This is a genomic window from Plantibacter sp. MCCC 1A11337 (genome assembly GCF_013349365.1).
GTDB classification, from domain to species: domain Bacteria; phylum Actinomycetota; class Actinomycetes; order Actinomycetales; family Microbacteriaceae; genus Plantibacter; species Plantibacter flavus_A.
Genome location: NZ_JABJWX010000005.1, coordinates 136,521 through 163,339, shown reverse-complemented (window position 1 = coordinate 163,339; position 26,819 = coordinate 136,521). Strand labels below are relative to the sequence as shown.

General features: G+C 71.0%; 23 protein-coding genes and 2 tRNA genes. 13 read left to right on the top strand and 12 right to left on the bottom strand.

Going from position 1 to position 26,819, the window contains the following annotated elements:
* The first annotated feature begins 80 nt into the window (after positions 1-80).
* Genes HOW07_RS17315 through HOW07_RS17305 form a run of 3 tightly spaced genes read left to right on the top strand, consistent with a single transcriptional unit; the run spans position 81 to position 4,167 of the window.
* Positions 81-1,373, top strand: a complete 1,293-nt coding sequence (locus HOW07_RS17315; protein ID WP_175117985.1) for an FAD-binding oxidoreductase — start codon at positions 81-83, stop codon at positions 1,371-1,373.
* Positions 1,370-2,596: an FAD-dependent oxidoreductase gene (locus tag HOW07_RS17310; RefSeq protein ID WP_175117984.1), complete on the top strand. Its 1,227-nt coding sequence runs from the start codon at positions 1,370-1,372 to the stop codon at positions 2,594-2,596. The genes HOW07_RS17315 and HOW07_RS17310 overlap by 4 nt, the downstream gene beginning before the upstream one ends.
* Positions 2,593-4,167, top strand: a complete 1,575-nt coding sequence (locus HOW07_RS17305; RefSeq protein ID WP_175117983.1) for an ABC transporter substrate-binding protein — start codon at positions 2,593-2,595, stop codon at positions 4,165-4,167. The genes HOW07_RS17310 and HOW07_RS17305 overlap by 4 nt, the downstream gene beginning before the upstream one ends.
* A gap of 295 nt (positions 4,168-4,462) precedes the next feature.
* Here the strand turns inward: HOW07_RS17305 and HOW07_RS17300 are convergent, their stop codons facing one another.
* The 10 genes from HOW07_RS17300 to HOW07_RS17255 form a co-directional block, all read right to left on the bottom strand.
* Complete coding sequence (locus HOW07_RS17300; RefSeq protein WP_175117982.1) at positions 4,463-5,095, bottom strand: HutD family protein; 633 nt, start codon at positions 5,093-5,095, stop codon at positions 4,463-4,465.
* Positions 5,092-6,288: an imidazolonepropionase gene (hutI, locus tag HOW07_RS17295; RefSeq protein ID WP_175117981.1), complete on the bottom strand. Its 1,197-nt coding sequence runs from the start codon at positions 6,286-6,288 to the stop codon at positions 5,092-5,094. The genes HOW07_RS17300 and hutI overlap by 4 nt, the downstream gene beginning before the upstream one ends.
* The gene (locus HOW07_RS17290) at positions 6,285-7,754 is read right to left on the bottom strand and encodes a formimidoylglutamate deiminase (RefSeq protein WP_371743702.1); all 1,470 of its coding nucleotides are present in this window, start codon (positions 7,752-7,754) and stop codon (positions 6,285-6,287) included. Before HOW07_RS17290 ends, hutI begins: the two co-directional genes overlap by 4 nt.
* Positions 7,751-8,968, bottom strand: a complete 1,218-nt coding sequence (locus HOW07_RS17285) for an allantoate amidohydrolase (protein WP_153303545.1) — start codon at positions 8,966-8,968, stop codon at positions 7,751-7,753. The genes HOW07_RS17290 and HOW07_RS17285 overlap by 4 nt, the downstream gene beginning before the upstream one ends.
* The gene (gene hutU / locus HOW07_RS17280; RefSeq protein WP_175117980.1) at positions 8,965-10,626 is read right to left on the bottom strand and encodes a urocanate hydratase; all 1,662 of its coding nucleotides are present in this window, start codon (positions 10,624-10,626) and stop codon (positions 8,965-8,967) included. The genes HOW07_RS17285 and hutU overlap by 4 nt, the downstream gene beginning before the upstream one ends.
* Before the next feature lie 132 nt (positions 10,627-10,758).
* Positions 10,759-11,685: an ABC transporter substrate-binding protein gene (locus HOW07_RS17275; RefSeq protein ID WP_064296877.1), complete on the bottom strand. Its 927-nt coding sequence runs from the start codon at positions 11,683-11,685 to the stop codon at positions 10,759-10,761.
* Between the two features lie 75 nt (positions 11,686-11,760).
* Positions 11,761-12,495, bottom strand: a complete 735-nt coding sequence (locus tag HOW07_RS17270) for an ABC transporter permease (protein ID WP_071260603.1) — start codon at positions 12,493-12,495, stop codon at positions 11,761-11,763.
* Positions 12,492-13,142, bottom strand: coding sequence for an ABC transporter permease (locus tag HOW07_RS17265; protein ID WP_175117979.1), 651 nt, complete (start codon positions 13,140-13,142; stop codon positions 12,492-12,494). Before HOW07_RS17265 ends, HOW07_RS17270 begins: the two co-directional genes overlap by 4 nt.
* The gene (locus HOW07_RS17260) at positions 13,139-14,230 is read right to left on the bottom strand and encodes an ABC transporter ATP-binding protein (RefSeq protein WP_137244126.1); all 1,092 of its coding nucleotides are present in this window, start codon (positions 14,228-14,230) and stop codon (positions 13,139-13,141) included. Before HOW07_RS17260 ends, HOW07_RS17265 begins: the two co-directional genes overlap by 4 nt.
* Positions 14,227-14,946 (bottom strand): IclR family transcriptional regulator, encoded by a 720-nt coding sequence (locus HOW07_RS17255; protein WP_175117978.1) that lies wholly within the window; start codon positions 14,944-14,946, stop codon positions 14,227-14,229. The genes HOW07_RS17260 and HOW07_RS17255 overlap by 4 nt, the downstream gene beginning before the upstream one ends.
* A 160-nt stretch (positions 14,947-15,106) precedes the next feature.
* Between HOW07_RS17255 and HOW07_RS17250 the strand changes: the two genes are divergently transcribed.
* Positions 15,107-16,555 carry an aromatic amino acid lyase gene (locus tag HOW07_RS17250; RefSeq protein WP_175117977.1) on the top strand — a complete coding sequence of 483 codons (1,449 nt, stop codon included), beginning with the start codon at positions 15,107-15,109 and terminating at the stop codon, positions 16,553-16,555.
* Between the two features lie 22 nt (positions 16,556-16,577).
* Here HOW07_RS17250 and HOW07_RS17245 read toward each other — a convergent pair whose 3' ends face one another.
* The gene (locus HOW07_RS17245; protein WP_175117976.1) at positions 16,578-17,546 is read right to left on the bottom strand and encodes a diacylglycerol kinase family protein; all 969 of its coding nucleotides are present in this window, start codon (positions 17,544-17,546) and stop codon (positions 16,578-16,580) included.
* A 57-nt stretch (positions 17,547-17,603) separates the two neighbouring features.
* On the opposite strand from HOW07_RS17245, the gene serS reads away from it, so the two are divergent.
* The 7 genes from serS (at position 17,604) to HOW07_RS17210 (ending at position 24,314) form a co-directional block, all read left to right on the top strand.
* Positions 17,604-18,869 (top strand): serine--tRNA ligase, encoded by a 1,266-nt coding sequence (gene serS, locus HOW07_RS17240; RefSeq protein WP_121292296.1) that lies wholly within the window; start codon positions 17,604-17,606, stop codon positions 18,867-18,869.
* Positions 18,866-19,690, top strand: coding sequence for an HAD family hydrolase (locus HOW07_RS17235; protein ID WP_175117975.1), 825 nt, complete (start codon positions 18,866-18,868; stop codon positions 19,688-19,690). Before serS ends, HOW07_RS17235 begins: the two co-directional genes overlap by 4 nt.
* Positions 19,691-19,837: 147 nt before the next feature.
* Complete coding sequence (locus HOW07_RS17230; RefSeq protein WP_079003513.1) at positions 19,838-21,085, top strand: LCP family protein; 1,248 nt, start codon at positions 19,838-19,840, stop codon at positions 21,083-21,085.
* A gap of 96 nt (positions 21,086-21,181) precedes the next feature.
* Positions 21,182-21,266 (top strand) — tRNA-Ser (locus tag HOW07_RS17225).
* A gap of 140 nt (positions 21,267-21,406) precedes the next feature.
* Positions 21,407-22,711: a hypothetical protein gene (locus HOW07_RS17220; RefSeq protein ID WP_175117974.1), complete on the top strand. Its 1,305-nt coding sequence runs from the start codon at positions 21,407-21,409 to the stop codon at positions 22,709-22,711.
* A gap of 60 nt (positions 22,712-22,771) precedes the next feature.
* Complete coding sequence (locus HOW07_RS17215; RefSeq protein WP_079003511.1) at positions 22,772-24,112, top strand: LCP family protein; 1,341 nt, start codon at positions 22,772-22,774, stop codon at positions 24,110-24,112.
* A gap of 113 nt (positions 24,113-24,225) precedes the next feature.
* Positions 24,226-24,314: transfer RNA gene (locus HOW07_RS17210), tRNA-Ser, on the top strand.
* Positions 24,315-24,517: 203 nt separating this feature from the next.
* Here the strand turns inward: HOW07_RS17210 and HOW07_RS17205 are convergent.
* Positions 24,518-24,766, bottom strand: coding sequence for a DUF2795 domain-containing protein (locus HOW07_RS17205; protein ID WP_175117973.1), 249 nt, complete (start codon positions 24,764-24,766; stop codon positions 24,518-24,520).
* Between the two features lie 81 nt (positions 24,767-24,847).
* On the opposite strand from HOW07_RS17205, the gene HOW07_RS17200 reads away from it, so the two are divergent.
* Together HOW07_RS17200 and HOW07_RS17195 are read left to right on the top strand one after the other, a co-directional pair.
* Positions 24,848-25,780, top strand: coding sequence for a hypothetical protein (locus HOW07_RS17200; protein WP_175117972.1), 933 nt, complete (start codon positions 24,848-24,850; stop codon positions 25,778-25,780).
* A 74-nt stretch (positions 25,781-25,854) separates the two neighbouring features.
* Entirely contained in the window at positions 25,855-26,796 is a 942-nt protein-coding gene (locus HOW07_RS17195; RefSeq protein WP_175117971.1) for a putative RNA methyltransferase, read from the top strand.
* The last annotated feature ends 23 nt before the right edge of the window (positions 26,797-26,819 follow it).

Genomic DNA, 26,819 nt, shown 5'->3' with positions numbered 1-26,819 from the left:
CCCGCCGGCGAGGGACGCGGCGGGTGTCGGATTGCGACGGGGTGGTCGGCCCCTGGACGGCGAGTGACTAGCCTCGAAGGGTGACCGACCCCCGCCCCGCAACCACCGTCATCGTCGGCGCCGGCCTCTTCGGCCTGGCGACCGCCGTCCACCTCGCCCGCGCCGGTCGACGGGTGACGATCCTCGAGTCGGGCACCGCCGCCGGTGCGACGACCGCAGCCGGAGCGGGCTTCGTCGGCCTCTGGGCGGCGGGCTACGCCTGGTACTGGGACGAGTCGGAACTCGCCCTCGAGCAGGCCGGCCTCGACTTCTACCGCGGGCTCGACGCTGCCGGATACGACATCGGGCTGCGGAACACGGGCAACGTGTGGCTCGCCCTCACCGAGCAGGCCGTGCTCGACCACCTGCTGCCGTTCGCCGAGCACCCGCTCCGCCCCGAGGACGCCCGCCTGCTCACCGCCGTCGAGACCGCCGAGCTCGTTCCGGGTCTCGACCCCGAAGCGATCGTCGGGGCGTTCATCCATCCCGACGGCATCCAGATCAGCGCGCCCGACGCCGGAATCGCGCTCGCGGCGCTCGCCCGGGCCGAGGGCGTCGAGATCATCGAGCAGACGCCCGTCGTCGATCTCCTCGCCGAAGGTGGCCGAGCCGTCGGCGTGCTGACCGCCACCGGCGAGCGCGTCCTCGGCGACGAGGTCGTCCTCGCCGCAGGGTCCTGGACGAACGAGCTCCTCGCCGCGACGGACCGCGTGCTGCCGTTCGCGCGGGTGATCGCGAGCCGCCTGACCACCGCCCCGTTCGGTCTCGGCGAGGTGCCGACCCTCATGATCCCGGAGCTGGACGGACTGTGGATCAGGGAACACCTCGGTGGTCTCACGTACGGCAACGGCGTCGGCTACGAGGCGCTCGCCGTGCGCGACAGCCCCGCGGATCGTCGACCGGACCGCCCCGACCTCGTCGAGGCGATGCGCGAGCACCTGTCGCCGATCGTCTCCGAGCTCATCCCGGCCGCCGCGCCCGTCGTCGACGACGCCGAAGCCGTGCAGGGGATCGTGTCGTACACCGCGGACCGCCGCTTCATCGCGGGGTCCGTCCCGGAGCTCGACGGGTTGTTCGTCGTGGCCGGCGACAACGAGTCCGGGGTCACGCACGGCACTGGACTCGGCCGGATGCTCGCCGAACTGATCGTCACGGGTGAGAGCCCCTTCGTCGACGCGTCGCGGTACGCCCCCGGTCGGTTCCCGTCCCGTCCGTTCGCCGACGAAGCCGCCGTGGCCGCCGCGATGCCGGCCCGTCGGGCGGTCGACGCGCGCGCCACCGCAGCGAAGCGCGTGACGACGGAGTCGGGCCTGCCTGCGGAGTCGGGCCGATGACCGCGCCGGGTCTGGCAGCGGACGCGACGCCGACCGCGCTGCCGGCGCGCGCCGAGGTCGTCGTCATCGGTGCCGGGATCGTCGGTGCGGCGGCTGCGCGCTCGCTGGCCGAGCAGGGCCGCGACGTCCTGCTTCTCGAGCGGTACCCGCGCGGTCACGAGCACGGCTCCTCCCACGGAGCGACCCGCATCTTCCGTCAGGGCTACGACGCCGACGACTACGTCGCCCTGACGTCGGAGGCGCTCGCGGCCTGGCGGGCGCTCGAATCGGCGAGCGGGCGGACGCTGCTCGACCTCACCGGCGCGCTCGACCACGGCCGCCCCGAGATGCTCGCGGCCATCGAGACGGCGATGACCCGAGGTGGGGTCGCGTCGGAGCGCCTCACCCCGGATCAGGCGAGCGACCGCTGGCCCGGACTGCGGTTCGACCGCGAGGTCCTCCATCACGCGACCGGCGGGCGACTGTACTCCGCCGAAGCGATCGAGGCCCTGCTCGACCTCGCCGAGGTGGCCGGAGCGACCCTGCGCTTCGGCGTGCGGGTGTCGGGTGTCGAACCGACTGGGTCGAACGATGCGACCGCCGGTGTCGGCGGTGCCGTCGTCCGCACCGAGCTGGGCGACGTCGTCGCAGACCACGTGGTCGTCGCGGCCGGCTCCTGGACGCCAGACCTCGTCGGCGCGCTCGCTCGCAGCGTCGGTCGTCCGCTGCCCGAGATCGTCGTGACGCAGGTCCAGCCCGCGCACTTCCCGAGCGGGCTGCGCGCCGACGCCTGGCCGAGTTTCGTCCACTACCCCGCCGAGGGGTCGAGCGTGTACGGGCTGCTGACGCCGGGCGAGGGGGTCAAGGTCGGGCTGCACGGCGGTGCCGTCCACGTCCACCCCGACGAACGCGACGGCCTCGCCGAACCCGAGGAACTCGCGCGGCTCACCGCCTACGTCGCCGAATGGGTGCCCGGCGTCGACGCGTCCAAACCACATACCATCAGCTGCCTCTACGATCTGAGCCCCAGCGAGGATTTCGTGATCGACCGGATCGACAGCATCATCGTCACGACGGGATTCTCCGGTCACGGGTTCAAGTTCGGCCCGGTGCTGGGACGCCTCATCGCCGATCTCGTCGACGGAGCCGAACCGCACCCGAGGTTCGCGCTCGCCGCGCACGCGGTCCCCGTCGCGCCATCAGCATCAGCACTCCCGCAGTCACCCGAAGGAACCGCTCCATGAACCGATCCGCCAGATTCACCACGGTCGCCGTCGGCCTCGGTGTCGTCGCCGCCCTCACCGGTTGCACCGCCCAGGGCGGCACCACCACGACCACCGCGCTCGTCATCGGCACCACCGATCAGATCGTCTCGCTCGACCCGGCCGGTGCCTGGGATCGCGGATCCTTCACGCCGCAGAACCAGATCTACCAGCACCTCCTCAGCTACGACGAAGGCGACGTCGTCCCCGCGCCCGACGCGGCGGAATCGTGCGACTTCACCGACGAGACCACCTACGTCTGCACGGTCAAGGAGGGGCTGACCTTCTCCAACGGTCACGCACTCACGGCCGAGGACGTCGTCTACTCCTTCACCCGCGTCCGTGAGATCGCCGCCGACAACGGCCCGTCGCCGCTGCTCGCGAACCTCGACAGCGTCGAGGAGGGTGACGACAACCAGGTCGTCTTCCACCTCACGGTGCCGAACGACCAGACCTGGCCCTACGTGCTCACGAGCATGGCCGGGCCGATCGTCGACGAAGAGGTCTTCCCGGCTGACAAGCTGCTGAGCGACGACGACGTGATCGGCTCCGGCCCCTACGCGGTCGACAGCTACCAGGCGGGCGGGCTGCTCTCCCTCGAGGCGAACTCGCGCTACTCCGGGACCCGCGCGAAGACGCAGCACGTCGTGCTCAAGCCGTACACGACGGCGTCGAACCTGCGGCTCGACCTGGAGAAGGGCGACGTCGACATCGCCTACCGCTCGTTGACCGCGACGGACGTCGCCGACCTCCGGAGCGACTCCGACCTGCAGGTCGTCGAGGGGCCGGGCGGTTCGGTGCGGTTCCTCACGTTCAACCTGAACACCCAACCGGGCGCGAACGACGCGCAGAAGCTCGCCATCCGGCAGGCGGTCGCGTCGCTCGTCGATCGTGAGGAGATCGCCGACCAGGTCTACAAGGGCACGTACGCGCCGGCCTACTCGGTCGTCCTCGACGGGCAGACGGGTGCGACGCCCGCGTTCCAGACCGCGTACGGTGACGCGCCGGACCCGGCGAAGGCTGCCGCGATCCTCGCGGCCGCGGGCGTCAGCACCCCCGTCGCTCTGCCGATCCAGTACACGAGCGACCACTACGGCCCCGACTCCGACCAGGAGTACGCGCTCATCAAGTCGCAGCTGGAGGAGTCCGGTCTGTTCACCGTCGACCTGCAGTCGACGGAGTGGACGAGCTACGTGAAGGAGCTGAACCCGGAGTCCGGTTACCCGGCGTACCAGCTCGGGTTCTTCCCGGACTACCCGGACCCCGACAACTTCCTGCGTTCGGCGTACTCGACGACCGGGGCGTCCGTCGCCAACGGCTACTCGGACCCGGCCGTCGACGCGCTCATCGACACCGAGGCGACGGCGACCGACCCGGCGGCGCGCATCGCGGCGATCGAGCAGATCCAGGCGCTGACCGCGACCGCGGCTCCGATCATCCCGCTCCTCCAGGGCACCGAGACGGTCCTCGCTCAGAAGAACGTGACGGGCCTCGAGGACACGCTCGACGCCACCTACACCTTCCGCTTCGCGGTCCTCGACCGAACGAAGTAGCCCGGTCTGGTTGCGCCAGCGCGGTGCGCTGACGTGGGCGCGGGTCTGTGACGTGAGCGCGCCCCTCCGGGAACCCGCGCTCACGCGCGCGGGGAGCGCTCACGCCGGGTGTGCGCCATTCACGTGGGCGCACCGCGCCGGCACCCGGAGGGGAGGTCTCAGGTCAGCGCGGTGCGCTGGCGCGAGAGCTGTCGAGTCGGTGTGAGTGCGGGTCAGCGACGTGGGCGCACCCCTCCGGAGACCCGCGCTCGCGGCTGTGGGGCGCGCTCGCGTCAGCGCACCGCGCTGGCACCCATCACCGACGGGGGAGGATCCGGGCGAGCGCGATCGTGGCGTCGCCGGTCAGGGACAGGGTGCCGGCCTCGAGTCGGAGGGTGTCGTGCCGCTGGAGCGCACGAGGGTCCAGACCTGGCCCCTCCGCCGACAGCAGCCCATCGAGGAACACGACGAACGTGGTGGCACCCGGGGGCGTGGTGACGAGCCTCGAGCCGTCGACGACGCCGACCTCGAGCGATCCACGGAACCGGTCCCGCGACACCATCAGGTTGAGATCGAGCGTCGGCCCGACCACGCCCCGCGACGACACCGCTGAGGCCCCGTCGAAGGCGGCGACCCGCCACCGGTCCAACTCGACCGGCTCACCGTCGATCACGAGTCCGAGTCCGCCCGCCGACAACGCCATCAGCTGACGGTCGACGCCCGGGAACGATGAGAAGGCGACGTCCGACTCGACCGTCGCGATGCTCAGCGTCCACCCCGGAGCGGCCGGTGCGTCACCGACACCGTCGTCGAGCCCACCATCGGTCCGGAGCCCGACGGCCTCGACGGCGATCTCCGTCGCGGTCCCCAGCCCGTTCCGCCAGCGGTAGCTCCGATGCCGGTCGGCCGGCAGCAGCACGAGTGCGCGGCCCTCCGTCGTGTCGCTCACCGCTGCGTCGTCCCAGCCGTGACACGCTCGCCGCGGTGCCGAACGCCGACCGTCAACGGCACGCCGGGCCGGTAGGCGAGGTGCGACACCGAGGGCGCGTCGAGCACCTGCAGGTCCGCAAGACCACCCACGCGAAGCGATCCGACGGCCTCGGCACCGTGCTCGAGACCGATCGCCACTGCGGCCCCCCGCGTCGCCGCCCACACCGCCTCGGCGATCGTCAGTCGCATCTGCAGCACGGCTGTCGCCACGCAGTACGCCATCGACGTCGTGTACGAGGTGCCCGGGTTGCAGTTGGTCGCGAGCGCGATCGAAGCACCGGCGTCGATGAGCGCGCGCGCCGGCGGGAACGGCTCGCGCGTCGACAGGTCGCAGGCCGGGAGCAGGGTCGCGACCGTCGACGAACCGGCCAGGAGGTCGACGTCGGCGTCCGACAGGTGGTTGCAGTGGTCGACGCTCGCAGCCTCCAGCTCGACCGCGAGGCGCACCCCGCCGCTCTCGCCGAGCTGGTTCCCGTGCACCCGGACGCCCAGGCCCGCAGCGCGACCGGCGAGCAGCACCTCACGCGACTCCTCGACGTCGAAGGCCCCGACCTCGCAGAACGCGTCGATGTACGACGCGAACGGGGCCACCGCCGCGAGCATCGGTCCGGTCACGAGGTCGAGGTAGTCGCGGCGGTCGACGCCGGCCGGCACGAGATGGGCCCCGAGGAAGGTGACGACGTCGGCGACCTCGGCCGCCGCCCGAGCGGATCGCGCCTCGCCCTCCACGTCGAGCGCGTAGCCCGTCTTCGCCTCGAGGAAGGTCGTCCCCTGCGCGAGCGCCTCCGCTCGCAACCGCTGCGCACCCGCGACGAGCTGCTCCTCCGATGCGGCCCGAGTGGCGGCCACGGTCGTCGCGATCCCGCCCGCCGCGTACCGGCCGCCGGCCATGCGCGCCTCGAACTCCGCCGAGCGGTCGCCCGCGAACACGAGATGCGTGTGCGTGTCGACCCAACCCGGGAGCACGGCGCGTCCGCCAACGTCGGTCCGCGTGTCGGCGTCGGGTGCGTCGGCCGCTGCGCCGAGCCAAGCGATCCGGCCGTCTTCGATGACGACCGCCGCATCGGTGATCCGATTGCCGTCGACGTCGCCCGGCCCGGAGCCCGCGTTGGTGGTGAGCTCGGCGATGCCGGTGATGAGTTCGCTGGTCATGGCTGTCTCTCCTGCGAGGGGTGATCGGGTGTCGGGTGCGAGGCGGCCGCCCGGGGCGTCTCCGTCGATGCTGCCAGCTCTGCCAGCGCCACCGCGAGGAGCTGTTCCGGCGTGGACTCCCGTGATGTCGCAAGCAGCCGACCTCGCTCCGCCACGAGCCGCCCGCCGACGACGACACGCTCGACGTCGGACGCGGTCGCGACGAGGGCGAGTTGCGCCGGGTCCATGCCGGTGGTGCGGAGGCTCGACGTCGACACCTCGACGAGGTCGAGCGGGTCGCCAACATCCAGCGCGTGCCGCCCGAGTCCGAGCGAACGGTAGCCGTGGTCGGTGCCCGCCTGGAGGAGCTCGGCGGGCGAGAACCGGCCGCGTCTGCCGGAGGCGAGCCGTTCCCCGGCTTCGAGACCACGCAGTTCGAGCAGCGGGTCGACCACCGCGTTCTGGTCGGATCCGACGGCGATCCGGGCCCCCGCGTCCGCGAGGCGGCGGGCCGGTCCGATGCCGTCGCCGAGGTCGGCTTCGGTCGTCGGGCACATGACGACGGTCGCGCCGGACCGTCCGATCGCCGTGACGTCCGCGTCGGTCAGGTGCGTCGCGTGGACGAGGCTGATGCGCGGGGCGAGCGCTCCGAGCGCGGCGAGCACGCCCGTCGGCGTCCTGCCCGTCTTCGCGAGCGTGTCGACGTTCTCCTGCGGTTGCTCCGACAGGTGGACGTGCAGCGGGACGTCGTCGGGCAGGCCGGCGAGGATCGTGCGCATGGCGTCGACGGGCACGGCACGCACCGAGTGCAGCGCGGCACCGAGCGTGACGAGTCCGGCGGTACCGACGGAGCCGGACAGTGCGTCGCGTAGTCGATGCCAGCGGGCGAGCCAGTCGGCCGCGTCGCCGTCGCCGAACGCGAGCTGTTCGGTGAGCAGCGGTGCGGCAGGACCCCCGGCGGGCCCGAGGCCGCTTGCGAGGTAGGCCGTGTCGAGGAGGGTGAGCCGGATGCCGACGTCGGCGGCGGCTTCGGCGACCGCCAGTTCCATCGCGTGGGCGGTCGGGTACGGGGTGCCGTCGGCCTGGTGATGCACGTAGTGGAACTCGCCGACGGCCGTCCAGCCGCAGACGAGCATCTCGCCGAACACGGCACGTGCGACCCGGCCGTAGTGGTCCGGGTCGAGGCTCGCGGCCGCCGCGTACATCGCCTCGCGCCACTGCCAGAAGTCACCGCCGTCGGCGTGGGTGCGTCCGCGGAGCAGACGGTGGAACGCGTGGGAGTGGGCGTTCCCCATGCCCGGGACGACCGTTCCGAGGCGGCGGTCGCCCGCCTCCGGCTCGACGCCGCGCTCGACGGTCGCGATCCGTCCGGAGTCGTCGGACGTGAAGCGCACGCGGCCGGTCGGGCGACCGTCGATGATCGCCGTCGCGGCCCAGATGGGAGCCCGCACGTCCGCCGCGCCGGGGTCGACGCTCGCGACCGTCACAGGACGCTCCGGAGCAGGGCTTCGAGCGCTTCGACGCCGGCGACGCAGTCGGCCGTCTCGGCGAACTCCTCCGGCGAGTGCGAGACACCGGTCGGGTTCCGGACGAAGACCATTGCGGTCGGCACCGCGCCGCTCAGGACGCCGGCGTCGTGGCCTGCGCCCGTCGGCAGCAGCGGGACCCCGCCGAGGGTGCCGGCGAGCCGTGCGGCGAGTTCTGGGTCGAACTCGACGACGCCCGACCAGGACTCCTCGATCAGCTCCACCACGCAGCCGGAGTCGACGACGGCCTCCTGCACCCGGCCCTCGATGTCCGCGACGAGGGCGCGCGTGCCGGCGTCGGTGGCCGCGCGGGCGTCCACCCAGGCGTCGACCTCGGAGGCGATGACGTTGGTGCCGCCCGGCACGATGCGCAGGCGACCGACGGTGGCGCGGGCGTCGTCGGTCGCGAGGGCGGCCTGCTCGATCGCGAGGACGGCGCGTGCTGCGGCGACCACGGGATCACGGCGCTCGCGCATGCCGGTCGCGCCGGCGTGGTTCCCCTGACCGCTCACCCGGAGGCGCCAGCGGCCGTGGGCGAGGATCGACGAGGCGACGGCGGTTGGCGAGCCGAGGTCGATGAGGCCGCGACCCTGTTCCACGTGCAACTCGATGAAGAGTCCGATGCGGCCGAGCGCCTCGTCGTCGCGGCCGAGGTGCTCGGGAGCGAGCCCGGCAGCGGCTGCGGCCTCCGCGACGGTGACTCCGTCGGCGTCCGTCAGCGCTCGGGCGGCGTCCGCGGTGATCGCCCCGGACAGGAGCCGGGATCCGAGGCAGGCGACGCCGAACCGGGACCCCTCCTCCTCGGCGAACACCACGACGGCGACGGGACGCGACGGCTGGAACCCGGTGGCCTGCAGACGCGCGACGGCGTCCAGCGCTGAGACGACGCCGAGCGGCCCGTCGAACGCGCCGCCGCCCGGGACGGAGTCGAGGTGGCTGCCGGTGACGACCGCGTCGGGCCCAGGCGCGCCCCACCACGCCCACAGGTTGCCGTTCCGGTCCGTCTCGACGTCGAGACCGAGTCGGGCGGCGCGAGCGGTGAACCACTCGCGCAGCTCGAACTCTGCCGGCGTCCAGACATGCCGGGAGTACCCGCCGCGTGCCGGATCGACCCCGACGCCGGTGATCTCGTCGAGCCCGGCGAGCCGGCCGTGGGCGATCAGGCCGTCGGTCACTCGCCCTCCCACATCGGCACCCGCAGGCCGCGTTCGCGGGCGACCTCGGCCGCCCGCTCGTAGCCGGCGTCGACGTGACGCATGACGCCGGTGCCCGGGTCGTTGACGAGCACGCGCGCGATCTTCTCGGCGGCGAGCGGCGTCCCGTCGGCGACGATCACCTGACCGGCGTGGATGGACCGGCCGATGCCGACCCCGCCGCCGTGGTGGATCGACACCCAGGTCGCGCCGGACGCCGTGTTGAGCAGGGCGTTGAGCAGCGGCCAGTCGGCGATCGCGTCGGAGCCGTCGGCCATGGCCTCCGTCTCGCGGTACGGCGAGGCGACGGAACCGGAGTCGAGGTGGTCGCGGCCGATGACCACGGGTGCGCTCAGCTCACCTGAGGCGACCATCTCGTTGAACTTCAGGCCGGCCAGGTGGCGCTCCTGGTAGCCGAGCCAGCAGATGCGGGCTGGCAGCCCCTCGAAGGCGATCTTCTCGCCGGCCGAGGTGATCCAACGGCGCAGCTTCTCGTCCTCGGGGAACAGTTCGAGGATGGCGCGGTCGGTCGCGGCGATGTCCGCCGGGTCGCCGGAGAGGGCCGCCCACCGGAACGGGCCCTTGCCCTCGGCGAAGAGCGGCCGGATGTAGGCGGGCACGAAGCCGGGGAAGTCGAAGGCGCGCTCGCAACCGCCGAGTTTCGCCTCGGCGCGGATGGAGTTGCCGTAGTCGAAGACCTCGGCGCCGGCGTCCTGGAAGTCGACCATCGCCTGCACCTGCTTCGCCATGGCGAGTCGCGAGCGGCGCGTGAAGTCGACCGGGTCGGCCGCCGCCTCGGTCTGCCAGTCGGCGAGCGCCGTGTCCTCGGGCAGGTAGGCGAGCGGGTCGTGAGCGCTCGTCTGGTCGGTGACGATGTCGATGGCGACACCGCGCCGCAGCAGTTCGGGGAAGACGGTCGCGGCGTTGCCGACGAGACCGACCGACAGGGGGCGCCGTTCGGCCTTGGCGGCGAGCACGCGTTCGACGGCGTCGTCGAGGTCGTCCGTCATCTCGTCGAGGTAGCGGTGTTCGACGCGTCGCTCCAGGCGGCTCGGGTCGACGTCGACGATGAGCACGACGCCTTCGTTGAGCGTCACGGCGAGCGGCTGTGCCCCGCCCATGCCGCCCGCGCCGCCGGTGAGGGTCAGCGTCCCGGCGAGGGTGCCGCCGAACCGCTTGTCGGCGATGGCGGCGAAGGTCTCGTAGGTGCCCTGGAGGATGCCCTGCGTGCCGATGTAGATCCACGAGCCGGCGGTCATCTGTCCGTACATGGTGAGACCTTCGGCCTCGAGCTTGCGGAACTCGGGCCACGTCGCCCAGTCGCCGACGAGGTTGGAGTTCGCGATGAGCACGCGGGGCGCCCACTCGTGCGTGCGGAAGACGCCGACGGGCTTGCCGGACTGCACGAGCAGGGTCTCGTCGGCCTCCAGCCCTTCGAGCGTGCGGACGATCGCGTCGTACGCCTCCCAGCTCCGCGCGGCCTTCCCGGTGCCGCCGTAGACGACGAGGTCCTCGGGGTGCTCGGCGACCTCGGGGTCGAGGTTGTTCATGAGCATCCGGAGCGGGCCCTCGGTCTGCCAGCTCTTGGCGGTGAGGGTGGTGCCGCGGGCGGCACGGATGGTCCGGGTGGTGGTCGGCATGCGCTGGTCCTTTACGTCTGCGGTGCGGTGGTGGTGGTGCTGTTCCGACGGGCTCAGGGGCGGGTCGCCGGCCCTGAACCGGGTCTCGGCCCTGAGCTGCTTCTCGGCCCCTGAGCCCGTCGAGGGGTGCTGCTAGCCCAGGTCGGCGTCCTTCAGCCACTCCTCGGCGATGCTCTTCAGGCTCGTGCCGTCGGACGCCTTGCCGTTCATCTCGATGAGGTCCTCGGTGGTGAGGGCCGCGGAGACCTTGTCGAGCGTCTTCGAGATCGTGTCGTCGAGCTTGCTCGTGCTGATGACGGGGACGATGTTCTCGGCGGCGAAGAGCGATTTGTCGTCTTCGAGGGCGACGAGCTTGTTCGCGGTGAGCCCGGGGTCGGTGCTGAAGATGTCGCCGACCTGCACCTGACCGCTCGTGAGCGCGGTCATCGTGAGCGGCCCACCGGCGTCGAGGCTGACGAACTCCTTGAAGGTGAGACCGTAGACCTGCTCGAGGCCGACGACGCCGTTGACGCGCGTCTTCCACTCCGGCGGGCCGCCGAGGCTGAGCTCGGACATGTACGGCACGAGGTCGGAGATCGTCTTGAGGTCGTACTTGTCGGCCGTCTCCTGGGTGACGGCGAGCACGTCCTTGTCCTCCGCGGGCGAGATGTCGAGCATGCTGACACCCTTCGGGAGCTTGTCGCCGAGTTCCGCGACGACGTCCTCGCTCGTGCTGGCCTTCGACTCGGAGTCGAGGTACTTGAGCAGTGCGCCCGAGTACTCGGGGAGGAGGTCGATGGAGCCGTCCTGCAGCGCGGCCATGTAGACCTCGCGGCTGCCGATGTTGAACTGCTCCTTCACTGTGACGCCCTCGGCCTGCAACGCCTGGGAGTAGATGGTGGCGATGAGCTGGCTCTCGGTGAAGTCGGCTGAGCCGATGATGACGGCGTCGCCGGAGGAGCCGGACGCGCCGTCGCTGCTGAGGGCGTCCTGGCCGCCGCAGCCCGTGAGGACGAGAGCGGCGGCTGCGGTGGTCGCGGCGATGGCCGCGAGTCGACGGGGGAAGGTGGGGAAGGGCATGAGGACCTCGATTCGGTGAGATGGACGGATCGGTGGTGCGGTCGTGCGGAGGTGGTCGTGCGGTGCGGGTGCGGCTCAGGCCGGCCGGGGGATCGCCCCGGTGACGGTGGTCGGGGCCGCCGTCCGCCGCCTGCGGCTGGTGCGCCGCAGACCGGGGGAGACGATGAGGGTGCCGAGGAGGGTGAAGGCGATCTCCAGAGCGAAGGCGAGGGCGGCGACGAGGATCGCGCCGCCGGCCATCTGGAAGAAGTCTGCCTGGGCGCGGCCGTCGATGATGTACCGGCCGAGCCCCTGGAGGCCGAGGTAGGCGGCGACTGTCGCGGTCGAGACGACCTGGAGGGTGGACGAGCGGATGCCGGACAGCAGCAGGGGGAGGGCGCAGGGGAGCTGGACGTGCCAGAGGATCTGCAGTCTCGTGTAGCCCATGCCGCGGGCGGCGCCCACCGCGTCGGGATCGGCGCTCTGGATGCCCGTGTACGTCCCGGTCAGGATGGGCGGGACGGCGAGGAGTACGAGGACGACGATCGTGGGGATGACGTAGACGAGCTGCCCGGGGACCACCGGCGAGATGAGGAGGAACAGCAGGATGAGGAGGCCCAGGGTCGGCAGGGCGCGGAGGGCGTTGGCCGATCCGGCGACGAGGCGCTCGCCCTTGCCGGTGTAGCCGACGAGGACACCGAGCGGCACGGCGATCGCAGCGGCGATCACGAGCGCGATGCCCGTGTACAGCAGGTGGTAGCCCATCTGCGAGGGGATGCCGTCGGGGCCGGTCCAGTTGGCGGGGTCGGTCAGCCAGTCGATGACGCTCATGCCGCCACCGTCCGATCACGCCAGGGCGTCGCGAGCGAGCCGAGCCGGACGATGACGAGGTCGAGGATCACGGCGAGGACGACGCAGAGCAGGATGCCGGTGACGAGCGGCACGAACAGGCGGAGCTGGAAGCCCTGCGTGAACAGTGTCCCGAGTTGCGGGATGCCGAGCAGGGCGGCCATCGTCACGATGCTGACGTTGGAGACGACCGCGACGCGCAGGCCGGCGGCGATCACCGGGACGGCGACGGGTAGTTCCACCAGCACGAGTCGCTGCCAGGACCGGTAGCCCATGGCCTCGGCCGCCTGCACCGCGTCCACGGGCACCGAGGAGAGTCCGTCGGAGACGACGCGGACGAGGAGCGACACCGTGTAGACGGTCAGGGCGATGACGATGTTGATCGGGTCGAGGATCTTCGTGCCGAGGATCGTCGGCAGGATGATGAACAGCGCGAGCGACGGGATCGTGTACAGCAGCCCGGCGGTACCGACGATGAACGGTCGGCCGCGACGCGAGCGGTGCGCCCACCAGCCGAACGGGAGGGCGACCAGGAGGCCGAGCACCGTCGGGGTGAGTGTCAACCAGAGGTGGTTGAGCGTGAGGTCGCCGATGAGCGGGAGGTTCTCCCAGATCCAGTCGATCGTCATCGGAGGCTCCGCTCGGGGGCGGGACGCTCGAGCAGTTCGCTGGCGGCGATGGTGCCGGTGAGTCGGCCGTCGTCGTCGAGGAGGCCGACGCGTCGACTCGGGTGCGCGAGCGCTGCGTTGAGCGCGATGCGGAGCGACGCCGTGCGCGGGACGAACAGGCCGTGACCGCTGATCGTGTCGGTCGAGACGGAGCCGTGACCGGCTGCCGTGTCGAACCAGCCGAGGGGACGGCGTTCGTCGTCCGTGACCACCACCCAGCCGCTCGCGTGCACGCCGGTCACGGCGGTGTCGCCGAGCCGGGCGACGGGCTCGCGGTGGAGGGCGTCGTCGTGGTCGAGTCCGAGGAAGCCGAGTGCACGGTAGCCGCGGGCCTCGCCCACGAAGTCGGCGACGAACGCGTCGTGGGGGCGGGTCAGGAGGTCGACCGGCGGCGCGATCTGCGCGAGGAGGCCGCCCTCGCGCAGGACCGCGACCTGGTCGCCGAGCTTGAGTGCCTCGTCGATGTCGTGGGTGACCATGACGATCGTCTTCGAGATGTCGGCCTGCAGACGCAGGAACTCGTCCTGGAGCTGCGTCCGGACGATCGGGTCGACCGCGCTGAAGGGTTCGTCCATGAGGAGGAACGGCGGGTTCGTCGCGAGGGCGCGGGCGACGCCGACGCGCTGCTGCTGACCGCCCGACAGCTGCCACGGGTATTTCTTCGCGAACTTCTCGTCGAGACCGACGCGCTCCAGTAGTTCGAGGGCCGCCGTGCGTGTCTCCCGACGCGAGCCGCCGAGGAGGCGCGGGAGGGCTGCGACGTTGTCGACGACGGTGCGGTGCGGGAAGAGACCGGCGTTCTGGATGACGTAGCCGATCCGACGACGGAGGGTGACGCGGTCGAGCGACTGGGTCTCGACGTCGTCGAGCAGGATCGACCCGGAGGTCGGATCGATGAGGCGGTTGATCATCCGGAGCGAGGTGGTCTTGCCGCAGCCGGACGGGCCGACGAGCACCGTGAGGGATCCGGTCGGCACCTCGAAGGAGAGGTCGTGGACGGCGACCGTGCCGTCCGGGTAGGCCTTCTTGACGTTCGTGAAGCGGATCATGCGCGTCCCTCCAGGAGGTCAGCGGCGTCGTCGGGGACGGTCGCGGGTGTGTTGTCGATGGGGCCGGTGTACGAGGCGAGCCCGCTGGAGAGCCGGTCCGTGGCGGCGACGAGGAGCTCGCCGTAGGAGGCGATGAGGTCGTCGGTCATCCGGTAGCTCGGGATGACGAGGCTCAGCGCCGCGACGACCCGAGCTCCCGAGCGGACTGGTGCGGCGATCGCGGTGACGTCCGACTCGACGCCCCGTTCGACCGTGACGTATCCGGCGGAGGGGGTCCGCCCGGTGAGTGCGGCACCCGCGGCGGACCCGTCGAGGGGGATCGTGCGACCGACCCAGCTCGCGTGACGGACGGAGTGGGTGCCCTCGGTGATCGCGAGGTAGAGCGCGGTGGACGCGTGACCCTCGACGCTCAGGTAGGCGGACTCGCCGGTGCGTTCGACGAGGTCGAGCATCTCCGTGTGGCAGAAGCCGACGAGCGACTCGTTGCTGAGTGCCTGCGTGCCGAGCTGGACGACGCGGCTGCCGGGTCGGTAGCTGCCGTCGGCGTCCTTCCGGACGAACCCCGTGGACTCCAGGGTGCGGAGGAGCCGGAGGGCGGTGCTCGGCGAGAGGTCGACGAGTCGCGCGCTCTCGGCGAGGGTCGTGCGACCGCGGTCGCACACCACGGCGAGGAGCGAGAGTGCACGCTCCACGGTTCGAGTCGATGATTCAGCCATCAGATCCCTCTCTGTCGAGCCACCACGTTATGGCTCCGCCGTTTCAGCGAACCGCCTCGAATGTTTCCGTCAGGTAAAACTCGAATTTCATCTGGTGGGACGTTCGCCGTGTGAGCAAGGATGGTGCACACGACGGCGGAGCGCAAGAGAGGGTGTCGGGATGATCGAGATCGCGGGAGCACTGGGGATCGCCGAGCTGCGGCGGATCGCGGACCTCGAGGAGGAGGCCTCGGTGCCTCGCGCGGTGCTCGACCGGCTGGCCACCGCTCATGACGAAGCACGGGACCTCGCCGAGCACGCGGCCGTCTACGGCAGGAGCACGGGCGTCGGGGCGAACAAGGACACCGCGGTGGCCGACGACGGCGATGCCCACGCACGCCGCCTGCTCCGCAGCCACGCGGTCGACGCGGGGGAGGTCGTCCCCGACCGGGTCGTGCGGGCGATGCTCGCGGTCCGGCTCAACCAGCTCGCCGTCGGCGGATCGGGTGTCGAGCCCGCGGTCGTCGCGGCGCTCGCCGAGATGCTGCGCCGCGACGCACTGCCGACCGTCCGGACCCTCGGGTCGATCGGGACCGGCGACCTCACCGCGCTCGCCGGTACGGCGCTGACCCTCCTCGGCGAACGGCCGGCGTCGACGCCACTGGAGGCGCTGGACGCCTGGGGCTCGGAGAGCGCCCTGTCGTTCATCAGCAGCAGCGCCCTGACCATCGCGCGCGCGGCGCTCGCGGTCACGGAGCTGCGGAGGCTCGACCGCGCCTGGTCGGCGGTCTGCGCGCTCAGTTTCCACGCGCTGGACGGCAATGCGCAGGCGTACGCCGAGGCGGCCGCGGGTGCGTCCGCCGCACCCGGTGTCGAAGCCGCTGCTGCGGCGGTGCGCGCGCTCATCGGACCCGTGCCGGAACCGGCCCGGATCCAGGACCCGTTCGCACTCCGCATCGCGGCGATCACGCAGGGCGTGGTGGTGACGGCGGCGGACCGGCTCGCGGACCAGGTGGAAGCGCTCATCGGTGCCGCGCAGGAGAACCCGCTGTACGTCTTCGGTGTCGATGACGGATCACGCGCGGTCCTCCACCATGGCGCCTTTTTCCAGGCGCAGCTGGCAGCGGAACTGGACGCGACCGCACTCGCGCTCGCGCAGGCGTCGACGGTCACATTCTCCCGCCTGCGACTGTTGAACGAGCCCGCGTTCACGGGGCTGCCGCCGTTCCTCGGCGACGGGGAACCGGGTGCCTCAGGACTGATGATGGTCGAGTACGTCGCGGCGGGCGCGGTCGCCGACATCCGGCATGCGGCGCAACCGGCGGCGCTCGGCACGGTCGTCCTGTCGCGCGGAGCCGAGGAGGACGCGCCGTTCGCCGCGCAGGCCGTCGCCCAGCTGGAGGACGCGGTCGTCGCCACGAGGACGCTCATCGGCTGCGAACTCCTCGGAGCGGTGCGGGTCGTGCGGCGTCTCGGTGTGGCCGATCGACTGACCGGGGTGCTCGCCGAGGTGTTCGCCCGGGCATCGGCGTCGCTCGGCTCGGACGACGCCGACCGCGACCTCCGCCCCGACCTCGAGCGGGCGACGGCGCTCCTCGCCGAGATCGCGGACCTCGTCGAAGGAGGGTAGCCGGGCTCAGCGGTGTCGCCGACTACGGGAGCTTGACGAGCAGCCCGCCGCGGTGCGCGTCGAACGCGACCATCGTCGCCATACCGAACGCGTCGCCGTCGAGCTCGAGGTCCTGCGCCTCGTCGACCCGCACGGTCAACGCCTCAGCACGCAGGTTCGTCACGGTGTTCCCACCTCGGCCCTCGGTGAACCGGATCATCCGCCGCCCGACGGCCGTCCGCCGCAGGACCCGGTTCTCCCACGTCACCTTCCGCCACACGAGCAGCCAGCCGAAGGCACCCTTCGGCTGCAGCACCGCGACGTCGAGGAAGCCGTCGTCGAGCTCGGCGTCCGGCATGAGCTGCACGCCGCCCTGCAACGTGCCGCAGTTCCCGACGAGCACCGAACTCACGGTCGCCGCATGCTGACGGTGCCCGCGCAACTGGTAGTGGATGCGGAACGGCGCGGCCGTGGCGATCGAGCGGAGACCGGACTCGACATAGGCGAGCCAGCCGAGCGACTTCTTGAGGTCGGGGTTCGCGGTGGCGATCATCATCGCGTCGATGCCCATGCCGGCCATCACCACGAACGCGTACTCCTCCTCCGACCCGTCGGCACGGGTGATCATGGCGACGCCGATGTCGATCGCGCGCGTGTCGCCGGTGAACGCCGTCCCGATCGCGGCCACCTGGTCGCCGAGCGGCAGCTTCAGGTTCCTCGCGAGCAGGTTGCCGGTCCCCGAGGGGATGAGGGTCAGCGGCACACCGCTCCCGCGCAGCCCCTCGGCGACGGCCCGCACGGTCCCGTCGCCGCCGGCCACGAGCACCACCCGGGCGCCGTCGAGGACCGCGCGCCGCGCCTGACCGACACCGGGGTCGTCGACACTCGTCTCATACAGGTGCGGAGCCGCCCATCCCGCCTCCTGCGACCGCGCCTCCAACGCGCTCCGCAGCCTGGTGGCGTCGACCTTCACCGGGTTGTACACGAGCGCGGCGTGCGCGGGAGTCGGCATGGCCCAACGGTACTGTCCCGGGGCCTCGTCACCGACCTCGATCGCTAGACTTGCCGGGTGATCGATCCCGTACTCCTCCGCGAACAGCCAGAAGTCCTCCGAGCGTCGCAGCAGAAGCGAGGGTCCTCCGTCGACCTCGTCGACCAGGCGATCGACGCCGACACCGCACGCCGCGCCGCGATCACCGGGTTCGAGGAACTCCGTGCCGAGCAGAACGCGTTCGGCAAGCAGGTCGCCAAGGCCCCCAAGGAGGAGAAGGCCGCCCTCGTCGCCCAGGCGCAGCAGCTCGCCGCCCGCGTCAAGGAGGCCCAGCAGGTCGCGACGGAGGCCGAGGCCTACTTCGCCGACGTCGCCGGCCGCATCCAGAACCCTGTCCTCGAGGGCGTACCCGCCGGCGGCGAGGCCGACTTCATCACGCTCCGCGAGGTCGGCGAACGCCCGTCTTTCGATTTCGCCCCCCGCGACCACCTCGAGCTCGGCGAACTCCTCGGCGCCATCGACATGCAGCGCGGCACCAAGGTCAGCGGCTCGCGCTTCTACTTCCTCCGCGGCATCGGCGCCCGCCTCGAGATCGCCCTCATGAACCTCGCGCTCGACCGCGCGATCGAGGCCGGCTTCGTCCCGCTCATCACCCCGACGCTCGTGCGCCCCGAGATCATGAAGGGCACCGGCTTCCTCGGAGAACACGCCGACGAGGTCTACCAGATCGCCGGCGAAGACCTCTTCCTCACCGGCACGAGCGAGGTGGCGCTCGCCGGGTACCACTCCGACGAGATCCTCGACCTCGAGCAGGGCGCGCTCCGCTACGCCGGCTGGTCGACCTGCTACCGCAAGGAGGCCGGATCCTACGGGCGCGACACCCGCGGCATCATCCGGGTGCACCAGTTCAACAAGCTCGAGATGTTCGTCTACACCAAGCCGGAGGACGCCGCCGCCGAGCACGAGCGCCTGCTGTCGTACCAGGAGGCGATGCTGCAGTCGCTCGGCCTCAGCTACCGGGTCATCGACACGGCCGCCGGCGACCTCGGGTCGAGCGCGGCACGCAAGTTCGACGTCGAGGCCTGGGTGCCGACGCAGGACGCGTACCGCGAACTCACCAGCACCTCGAACTGCACCACCTACCAGGCGCGTCGCCTCGACACCCGGTACCGCACGGAGTCGGGCAAGACCACGCCGGTCGCGACGCTCAACGGAACGCTCGCGACCACTCGCTGGATCGTCGCGATCCTCGAGACGCACCAGCAGGAGGACGGCAGCGTCGTCATCCCCGAGGTGCTGCGTCCGTACCTGGGCGGCATCGAGGTCGCGAGGCCGATCCGATGACGGACGAGGTGACCACCACCGCCACCCCGCTGCTCATCGCCCTCGACATCGACGGCACCGTGCTGCACGAGGACGGTTCGCTCAGCCTGTCGGTCGCCGACGAGGTGCGTCGCGTGGTCTCCCTCGGCCACATCGTGACGCTCGCCACCGGTCGCAGCTGGGAGAGCACGCGCCCGGTGCTCGAGGAGCTCGAGCTGACGCCGCAGTACGTCGTCTGCGCGAACGGTGCGCTCATCATGAAGCGCGACGAGTCGAAGCCCGACTCCTACGAGCGCTTCTTCACGGAGACCTTCGACCCGACCGAGGTCCTCGGGCTCATCCAGCCGCACCTCTCCGAGGGCAGCTACATGGTCGAGTACCCCGACGGCTTCCGCAAGTACACGGTCGGTGTGGAGGACTGGAACCTCGAGAACGCGATCGAGGTGCCGTTCGAGGAACTCGTGACGAGCCCGGTGACGCGCGTCGTCGTCGTGTCCCCGAGCCACGACGAGGAGGAGTTCCTCCGCATCGTCGACGAGATCGGGCTCAGCCAGGTGAGCTACGCGATCGGGTGGACGGCGTGGCTCGACATCGCGCCGAAGGGCGTCAACAAGGCGACCGCGCTGGAGCGTGTCCGGGAGTGGCTGGGGCTCGAGCGCTCGCAGATGGTCGCCGTCGGCGACGGCCGCAACGACGTCGACATGCTCGGCTGGGCGGCAGCGGGAGGACGTGGTGTCGCCATGGGCCAGGCACCCGAGGAGGTCCTCGCGGTCGCGTCGGAGGTCACCGGGACGGTCACCGACGACGGTCTCTCTCAGCTCCTGAGGAGCATTTCGGGTTAGCATCGTCCAAAGCTCCGTGTCGTCACGCCGTTTCCGGTGGGCACGGGGCGTCGGTGCGAGCCTGCTGCAGGTGTCCGCCGGACGACTCGCCGCAGCCCGGTCTCCAGGGTTCCGGCAACCCCTGTTCCTGAGACGAGAGCGAGATCCATGACCCGCAACGCCGACGCGTCCAAACCGCGCGCCGCCGTCCGTCACGGCAGACTCCGCAAGTCGAACCCGTTCGTCACCGTCGCGAAGATCGTCGCCGCGACGGCCGCCGTCGTCGGCGTGAGTGGTATCGCGGTCGCCGGTGTGGCCGCACTCGACCTCGCCAACAGCGTGAAGCCCGTCGCCCACCTCGACAACGAGACGCCGGGTGCACCGCCGCCCAACATCGGCGCGATCGAGGGCGGCGTCAACCTGCTCCTCGTCGGCAGCGACTCGGGCGACGGCAATGCGGCGTACGGCGATCGCGAGGAGAACCTCAACGACGTCACGATCCTCATGCACATCTCGGCAGACCACTCGAGCGCGACCGTGGTCAGCTTCCCGCGTGACATGTACGTGCAGATCGGCGACTGCGCCGACGGCGGCAACGGTCGCGACAAGATGAACACCGCCCTCATGTACGGCGGGGCCGACGGCGGGCTCGCCTGCGCGGTCTCCACGGTCGAAGGCATCACCGGGCTCTCCATCCCGTTCGCCGCGCAGATCGGCTTCGACGGTGTCATCTCGATGTCCAACGCGGTCGGCGGCGTTCCCGTTTGCATCACCGAGCCGCTGAACGACGCCTGGAGCGGCATCAACCTCGACGTCGGTACCCACGACCTCTCGGGTGCGTCCGCGCTCGCCTTCCTCCGCTCGCGTCACGGCGTCGGCGACGGCAGCGACCTCTCGCGCATCTCGAACCAGCAGGTGTTCCTCTCCTCGCTCGTCCGCACGCTGAAGAGCAGCGACACGCTCTCCGACCCGATCAAGCTCTACTCGATCGCCCGTGCGGCGCTGAAGAACGTGACCCTGTCGAGCAGCCTGAACAACATCGACACGATGGTGTCGATCGCCGCAGCGCTCAAGGACATCCCGCTCGACCGCGTCGCGTTCGTCCAGACGCCGACGGCCACGGTCGAGGGCGGGGTCGCGGCGACGTCCGATGCCGACGTCCTGTGGACGGCGCTGCAGAGTGATCAGGCCGTCGCGCTGTCCGCCACCGGCAAGTACGTCGTGACCGACCCGAACGCACCGGTCACGCCAGACCCGGCGACGACCGACGCGGCGGCGGATCCCGCTGCCACGGCGGACCCGGCTGCGCCCGCGGACCCGTCCGCCGCCGGCCCCGTCGCCCTGCCCGACACGATCACCGGCCAGAACGCCGCGCAGAACACCTGCACGGCCGGTCGTCCGGAGGAAGACCAGTAGTCACCGCGTGATCGGATGGGGCCGCTTCGCCGCTGGCCCCATCCGATACACTCGATCCTGGTCGTCAGCTGCGTCATGGCGGACGATCGACCATCAGGAGGGCTGTCCGAGCGGCCGATGGAGCCAGTCTTGAAAACTGGTGGGCAGAAATGTCTCGTGGGTTCGAATCCCACGCCCTCCGCACGTATTCGGAATGGCTGGGTGGGCCTGCGCTGCACCGTTCATCGGTATGATATTCATCGACTGATATGTAGACATGGAGCGGCTCGAGTGCGTACTCGTCGACTCGTGTCGGCAGACGATTCGAAAGCAGAACCAGCGATGACCGAGCCATCCGACCAGCCTGAGAACTCCCAGGAGACGGGCGGGCAGGTGCCGCCGCCTCAGGGCCCCGTCCCACAGACCCCGTCGACCGACGGATCCATGCCGCGTGCCGATGCACCGCAGAACGGTGCGGGGACTCAGCAGTATCCGTACGGTGCGTCCCAGTATCCCGTCAGTGTCCCGCAGGGCCCGTACGGCGCGTCCCAGAGCCCGGCGGGCGCTCCGCAGAATCCGTACGGTGCGTCCCAGAACCCCTACGCCGGTGCACCGTCCCCCTACGCCCCCGGAGTCGCCGGTCCCGCCAAGCGGCGCAAGTTGTCCCGCGGCGGACTCATCGGCATCATCGCGGGGGCGGTCGTCCTCGTGATCATCGTGGTCACGGCCGCCGGTATCGGCATCAGCTCCGCGATCCGCGGGGCGCAGGGTGACCCGAAGAGCATCGTCACCGACTACTTCACCGCCCTGCAGGACGGCGACGCCAAGCAGGCACTGAGCTACCTCGACGAGTCGATCAGCGACAAGACGCTGCTCACCGACGACGTCCTGAAAGCGTCCGCGAAGCTCGGCAAGATCAGCAAGGTCAAGCTGACCTCCGCGAAGGAATCCAGTTCCACCACCACGGTCACGGCGACGTTCTCGGTCGGTTCCACCCCCGTGACCCAGGAGTTCACCGTCTACAAGGCGTACAAAGGTGGCTACTCCATCCTCTCGGGGGGAACGGTCAGCCTGTACCCGTCGATGCTCGACGGCGTCACCGTAACGGTCAACGGACAGGAGGCGAAGGGCGACTCCTGGACGGTGTTCCCCGGCGCCTACCAACTCGCGCTCCCCAAGACACTCGAGGAATCGTTCTCGATCTCCGGAGCAGACGACCTCGTCGCCGCCGGTGACTCCTACGACCTCCTCTCGGACGTGAAGGTCGAGCTCAACGAGGCAGGCGTCAAGCAGTTCCGCGACGCCGTGACGGAAGCGGTGAACGCCTGCATCGCCTCGACCAGCCTCACCGCAGGGTGCGGTCTCGACATCCCGGCCACACTGTCGGACGGCACGGCGGTCGCGGACGGCACCATCACGCGCACGCTGAGTGCGGACGCGCAGGCCAACCTCGCCAACCTCGAACCCCGCGAGACGTTCGTCAACCCGCTCCAGGTCTATGGCGACTACATCGGGAGCGTCAAGGCGTCCTCGACGAGCTGCACGCAGAACGGAGCGACCGGCGGTTGCGACATCCTGTTCGGTCCCTCGCTCGGCTCGCCGCAGGTGGACTTCACCTCGGGAACCCCGGTGGTGCGCTGGGACTGATGCGTCGCGGAAACCCGGTCGCGCACCCTCGTTCACAGCCGGACCTGCTTTACTGTTCCGATGCCCCCGATCACGTCTGACGCCGTCGAGCCCGCGCGGAACCGCACGGGCCGTGGCGCAACCGGTCGTGAGGGACGTTCCCGCAAGCTCAGCACCATCGCCCGTCACGGGCGGTTGCAGCGACCGAGCGCCGTGCGGACCGGCCTGAAGATCATCGCTTCGACCCTGGCCGTCGCGCTGGTCAGCGGTGGCATCGTCGCGGGGATCGCCCTCTGGGACGTCGCCGCCTCGGTGAAGCCCGGTGTCGCGCTCGTCGACTCGCAGGGTGAGGCGGTCACCGACCTGCCGGCGATCGGAGCGTATCCGGGCGGCGTCAATCTCCTCATCGTCGGCAGCGACTCCCGCGCCGGCCAGGACCCCGTCTTCGGCGACGCCGAGGAGGAGACCGGCAACCTCAACGACGTCACGATGCTCGTGCACATCTCGGAGGACCACAGCAACGCGACGGTCGTCAGCTTCCCGCGCGACATGTTCGTCCCCATCCCGTCCTGCCCCGACCCGGCCGGCGGCTCGTTCGACTCGATGAGCCGGCAGAAGATCAACACCTCCTTGAGCTACGGCGGGCTCGCGTGCACGGCGCTGACGGTGTCGCAGCTCACCGGTCTCGAGATCCCGTTCGCCGCAGAGGTGCAGTTCAGCGGCGTCATGGCGATGTCGACCGCACTCGGCGGGGTGACGGTGTGCGTCGCCGACCCGATCGAGGACGAGTACACGAACACCTTCCTGTCGGCCGGCGAACACACGCTCGAGGGCTACGAGGCGCTGCAGTTCCTCCGCACCAGGCACGGTGTCGGGGACGGCAGCGACCTCAGTCGCATCAGCAACCAGCAGGTGTTCCTGTCGGCGATGATGCAGCAGGTCAAGAGTGCCGAGACGCTGACCAACCCTGGGACCCTCTATTCCCTGGCCAAGGCGGCGGCGCAGAACATGCAGCTGTCCGACAGCCTGACGAGCCTGGACACGATGATCGCGATCGCCATGACGCTGCGCGACGTCGACCTGTCGAATATCGCGTTCGTGCAGTACCCGAACGCGGCCGTCGAGGGCGGGGTCGAACCGATCGACGACGCGGCCGCCGCGCTCTTCGAGGCCCTCGGTAACGACCAGCCCATCCAGCTGTCGGGCGCGACCGGCGCCGGTGCGGTGACGAACCCGACCGACCCGACCGCGGTCGATCCCGCCGAAGGTGCGGATGCAGGTGGCGATCCTGCCGCGACGGCTCCGCCTGCCGATGCGACCGACACGTCCGCCGGGGGTGCGGTGGTGCTTCCGTCGACGGTGACGGGCCAGACCGCCGACCAGCGCACCTGCTCCCGCGGCCGCACCCTCGACGACCAGTAGGCGTCCCGACCTCGTTCCCTGAGCGTGTCGAAGGGCGTCGCGGACACGGGGATTCGTCACCACGCCCATCTCCGGTTATGCTGGTCGTCGTGCGTCCGCTTGCGAGCGCACATGGAGACGTCGCATAGTTCGGCCTAGTGCACCACCCTGCTAAGGTGGAGTCCCCTCACGGGGACCGCGGGTTCAAATCCCGCCGTCTCCGCACTGGATCTCAGCTCGAAACCCTCGCCTCGGCGGGGGTTTCTGCGTTGCACGATGTCTGTCGGAATCGCCAGCGCGGTGCGCTGACGTCACCGCGCCCCGTAGGCGTGAGTGCGCCCCTCCGGAGACCCGCGCCCGGGTCTGTGACCCGCGCTCACGTCAGCGCACCGCGCTGGGGAGTCCACCAGGTGTCGGACGGGGCGGTCAGGCGGAGCGACGGAGCTCGCCGTGGTGGCGGAGTTCGCGGAGGATGCCGAACGAGCCGGCGTAGTGCTCTTCGGTGAGCGTGTTGAGCGCGGCGAGGGTCCCGCGGTCGAGTCCTGAACGGACGGCGATCGACTGCAGTTCGCGGCGTGAGATCGGGAAGTCCACGGTCCTGAGGAGGGACTTCAAATCGGCGCAGGCCGCTGTTTCAGGCGGCTCCGCCGTGTCGGGGTAAGGTCTGGCATCCATGTCCACATTGTCGGTATCGACCCCCGAAAAGGCGACAGTCGGACGCCGTTCTGGCGCAAGAGAGCGCTAGCCTGACGTGAAATGATGCGAGGGAGCGGCACCGTGCCCGACGACCGCGACACCGGGACGCCGGCCCCGACGGGCCTGGCGTCTGCCGCCGTCGAGCTACTGCGCGTCCCGCTCAGCGGCTTCGTGACGGAGCGCAGACGCCTGGCCGTCGCAGCGCGCGACGACGGGGACGACGAGCTGGCGACCGCGATCCTCGCCCTCCGCAAACCGTCGGTCGCCGCCTGGGCGCTCAACGTGTTGACGGCGCACCGCCCGGACCTGCTCAGCGAACTGGAACAACTCGGCTCCGCGCTCGGCGACGCCCAACGCTCCGGCGACGCCACAGCGCTCCGCACGCTCGGCACCGAACGTCGCTCGCTGATCGCGACGCTCGTCACCGCCACCGTCGAAGCCGCAGCAGCGGAGGGGGCGTCCCTCTCCGGAGCGGTGATCGAGACCGTCCGCCAGAGTCTTCAAGCGGCGAGTGCCGACGCCGACCTCGCCGCGCAGGTGTCGTCCGGTCGACTGACCGACGCCCCGACGTCGAGTGGAGCGGGGTGGGGCGGTGTGGTCGGCGGGGCCGGAGCCTCAGGCGAGGACGCGTCGACCGCACGGTCGGACGGCGGCCAGAGCGGCGACGACACCGCCGGAACGGGCGCATCCGCCGACGCCGATGACCGACGGCGCCGACTGCGTGCGCGGCTCGAAGCGGCCGAGCGCGCCGAGGAGTCCGCGGATCGCGAGAGCGAGCAGGCCACCGCGCTGCTCGACGAGTCCACGGTGCGTCGCTCGGAGCTCCTCCGTGAGCGGGAGGACCTGGCCCGTCGATTGGACGAGCTGGACGCGGAGCTTGCGGACGCCACCCGGGAGCTGGCCCGCCGACAGCGCGAGGCGGACCGGACACAGCGCGCGGGCGAGGCCACCCGCGCCGAGGCGGAGCGGTTGCGTTCCGCGCTGGACGACTGAGGGACGCGGCGTCGCACGGGGGTGCCCGGCGCGCCTAGACTCACCGTGTGGGTGACGTGCGACAACCGGAAACGATGCGACGACAGCGATCGTCGCAGCTGGAATCGGAGCGGTTCGTCGACGTGCCGGCGCTCGCGGAGGTCCCGCAGCACGACCGGCTCACGCTCGTCGCCCCGGATCTCGCCTGCACCATCTGCTCGGCGGCGCTGACCCTCGGAGACCGCGTGCTCCGCTGCCCGGCTGGCCACAGCTTCGACATCGCCCGCCAGGGGTATGCGTCGCTCGTCGTCGGTGGCCGGACCCCGAAGACGGGCGACACCCAGGAGATGGTCGCGGCCCGGGCGGCCTTCCTCGAAGCCGAGCACTACGAACCGATCGCCGACCACGTCGCCGAGACGCTGCCGCAGGCGCGCCTGCACCCGGACGGCACGGTCGACGACAGCGGGTCGCCCCTCGTCGTGGACATCGCCGGCGGGACCGGCTACTACCTCGGCCGGATCCTCGACGCCCGACCGGCCTGGCGCGGGTTCGGGTTCGACCTGTCACCGCTCGCAGCACGTCGCGCCGCGCGCGCACACGGCCGGGCTGCAGCGGCGACCGCTGACGCCTGGGCGCCGTTCCCGCTGCAGGCGGCGTCGGTCGATCATCTGTTGAGCATCTTCGGCCCGCGGAACGGTCCCGAGATGCGTCGGGTGTTGCGTCCGGACGGCCTGCTCACCGTCGTGACACCCCAACCCGGTCACCTGGCCGAGCTGCGCGACCGACTCGGCATGATCGGGATCGCCGAGCGCAAGGACGCCCGCCTCGACGCGCAGCTCGACGGCTTCACGCTCCGCTCCCGTGACACGCTCGACTACGCCGTCGAACTCATGCCGGAGGAGGTGCGCGACGAGGTCCGCATGGGGCCGAGCGCCCACCACCTCGACGACGACGTGTTCGAGCAGGCGATCGCCGACCTACCCGGCTACACGACGGTCACGGTCGCCGTCACGCTCAGCGTCTTCGCGCCCGCCTGACGTCGCCCGGCCCGACGCCGGCA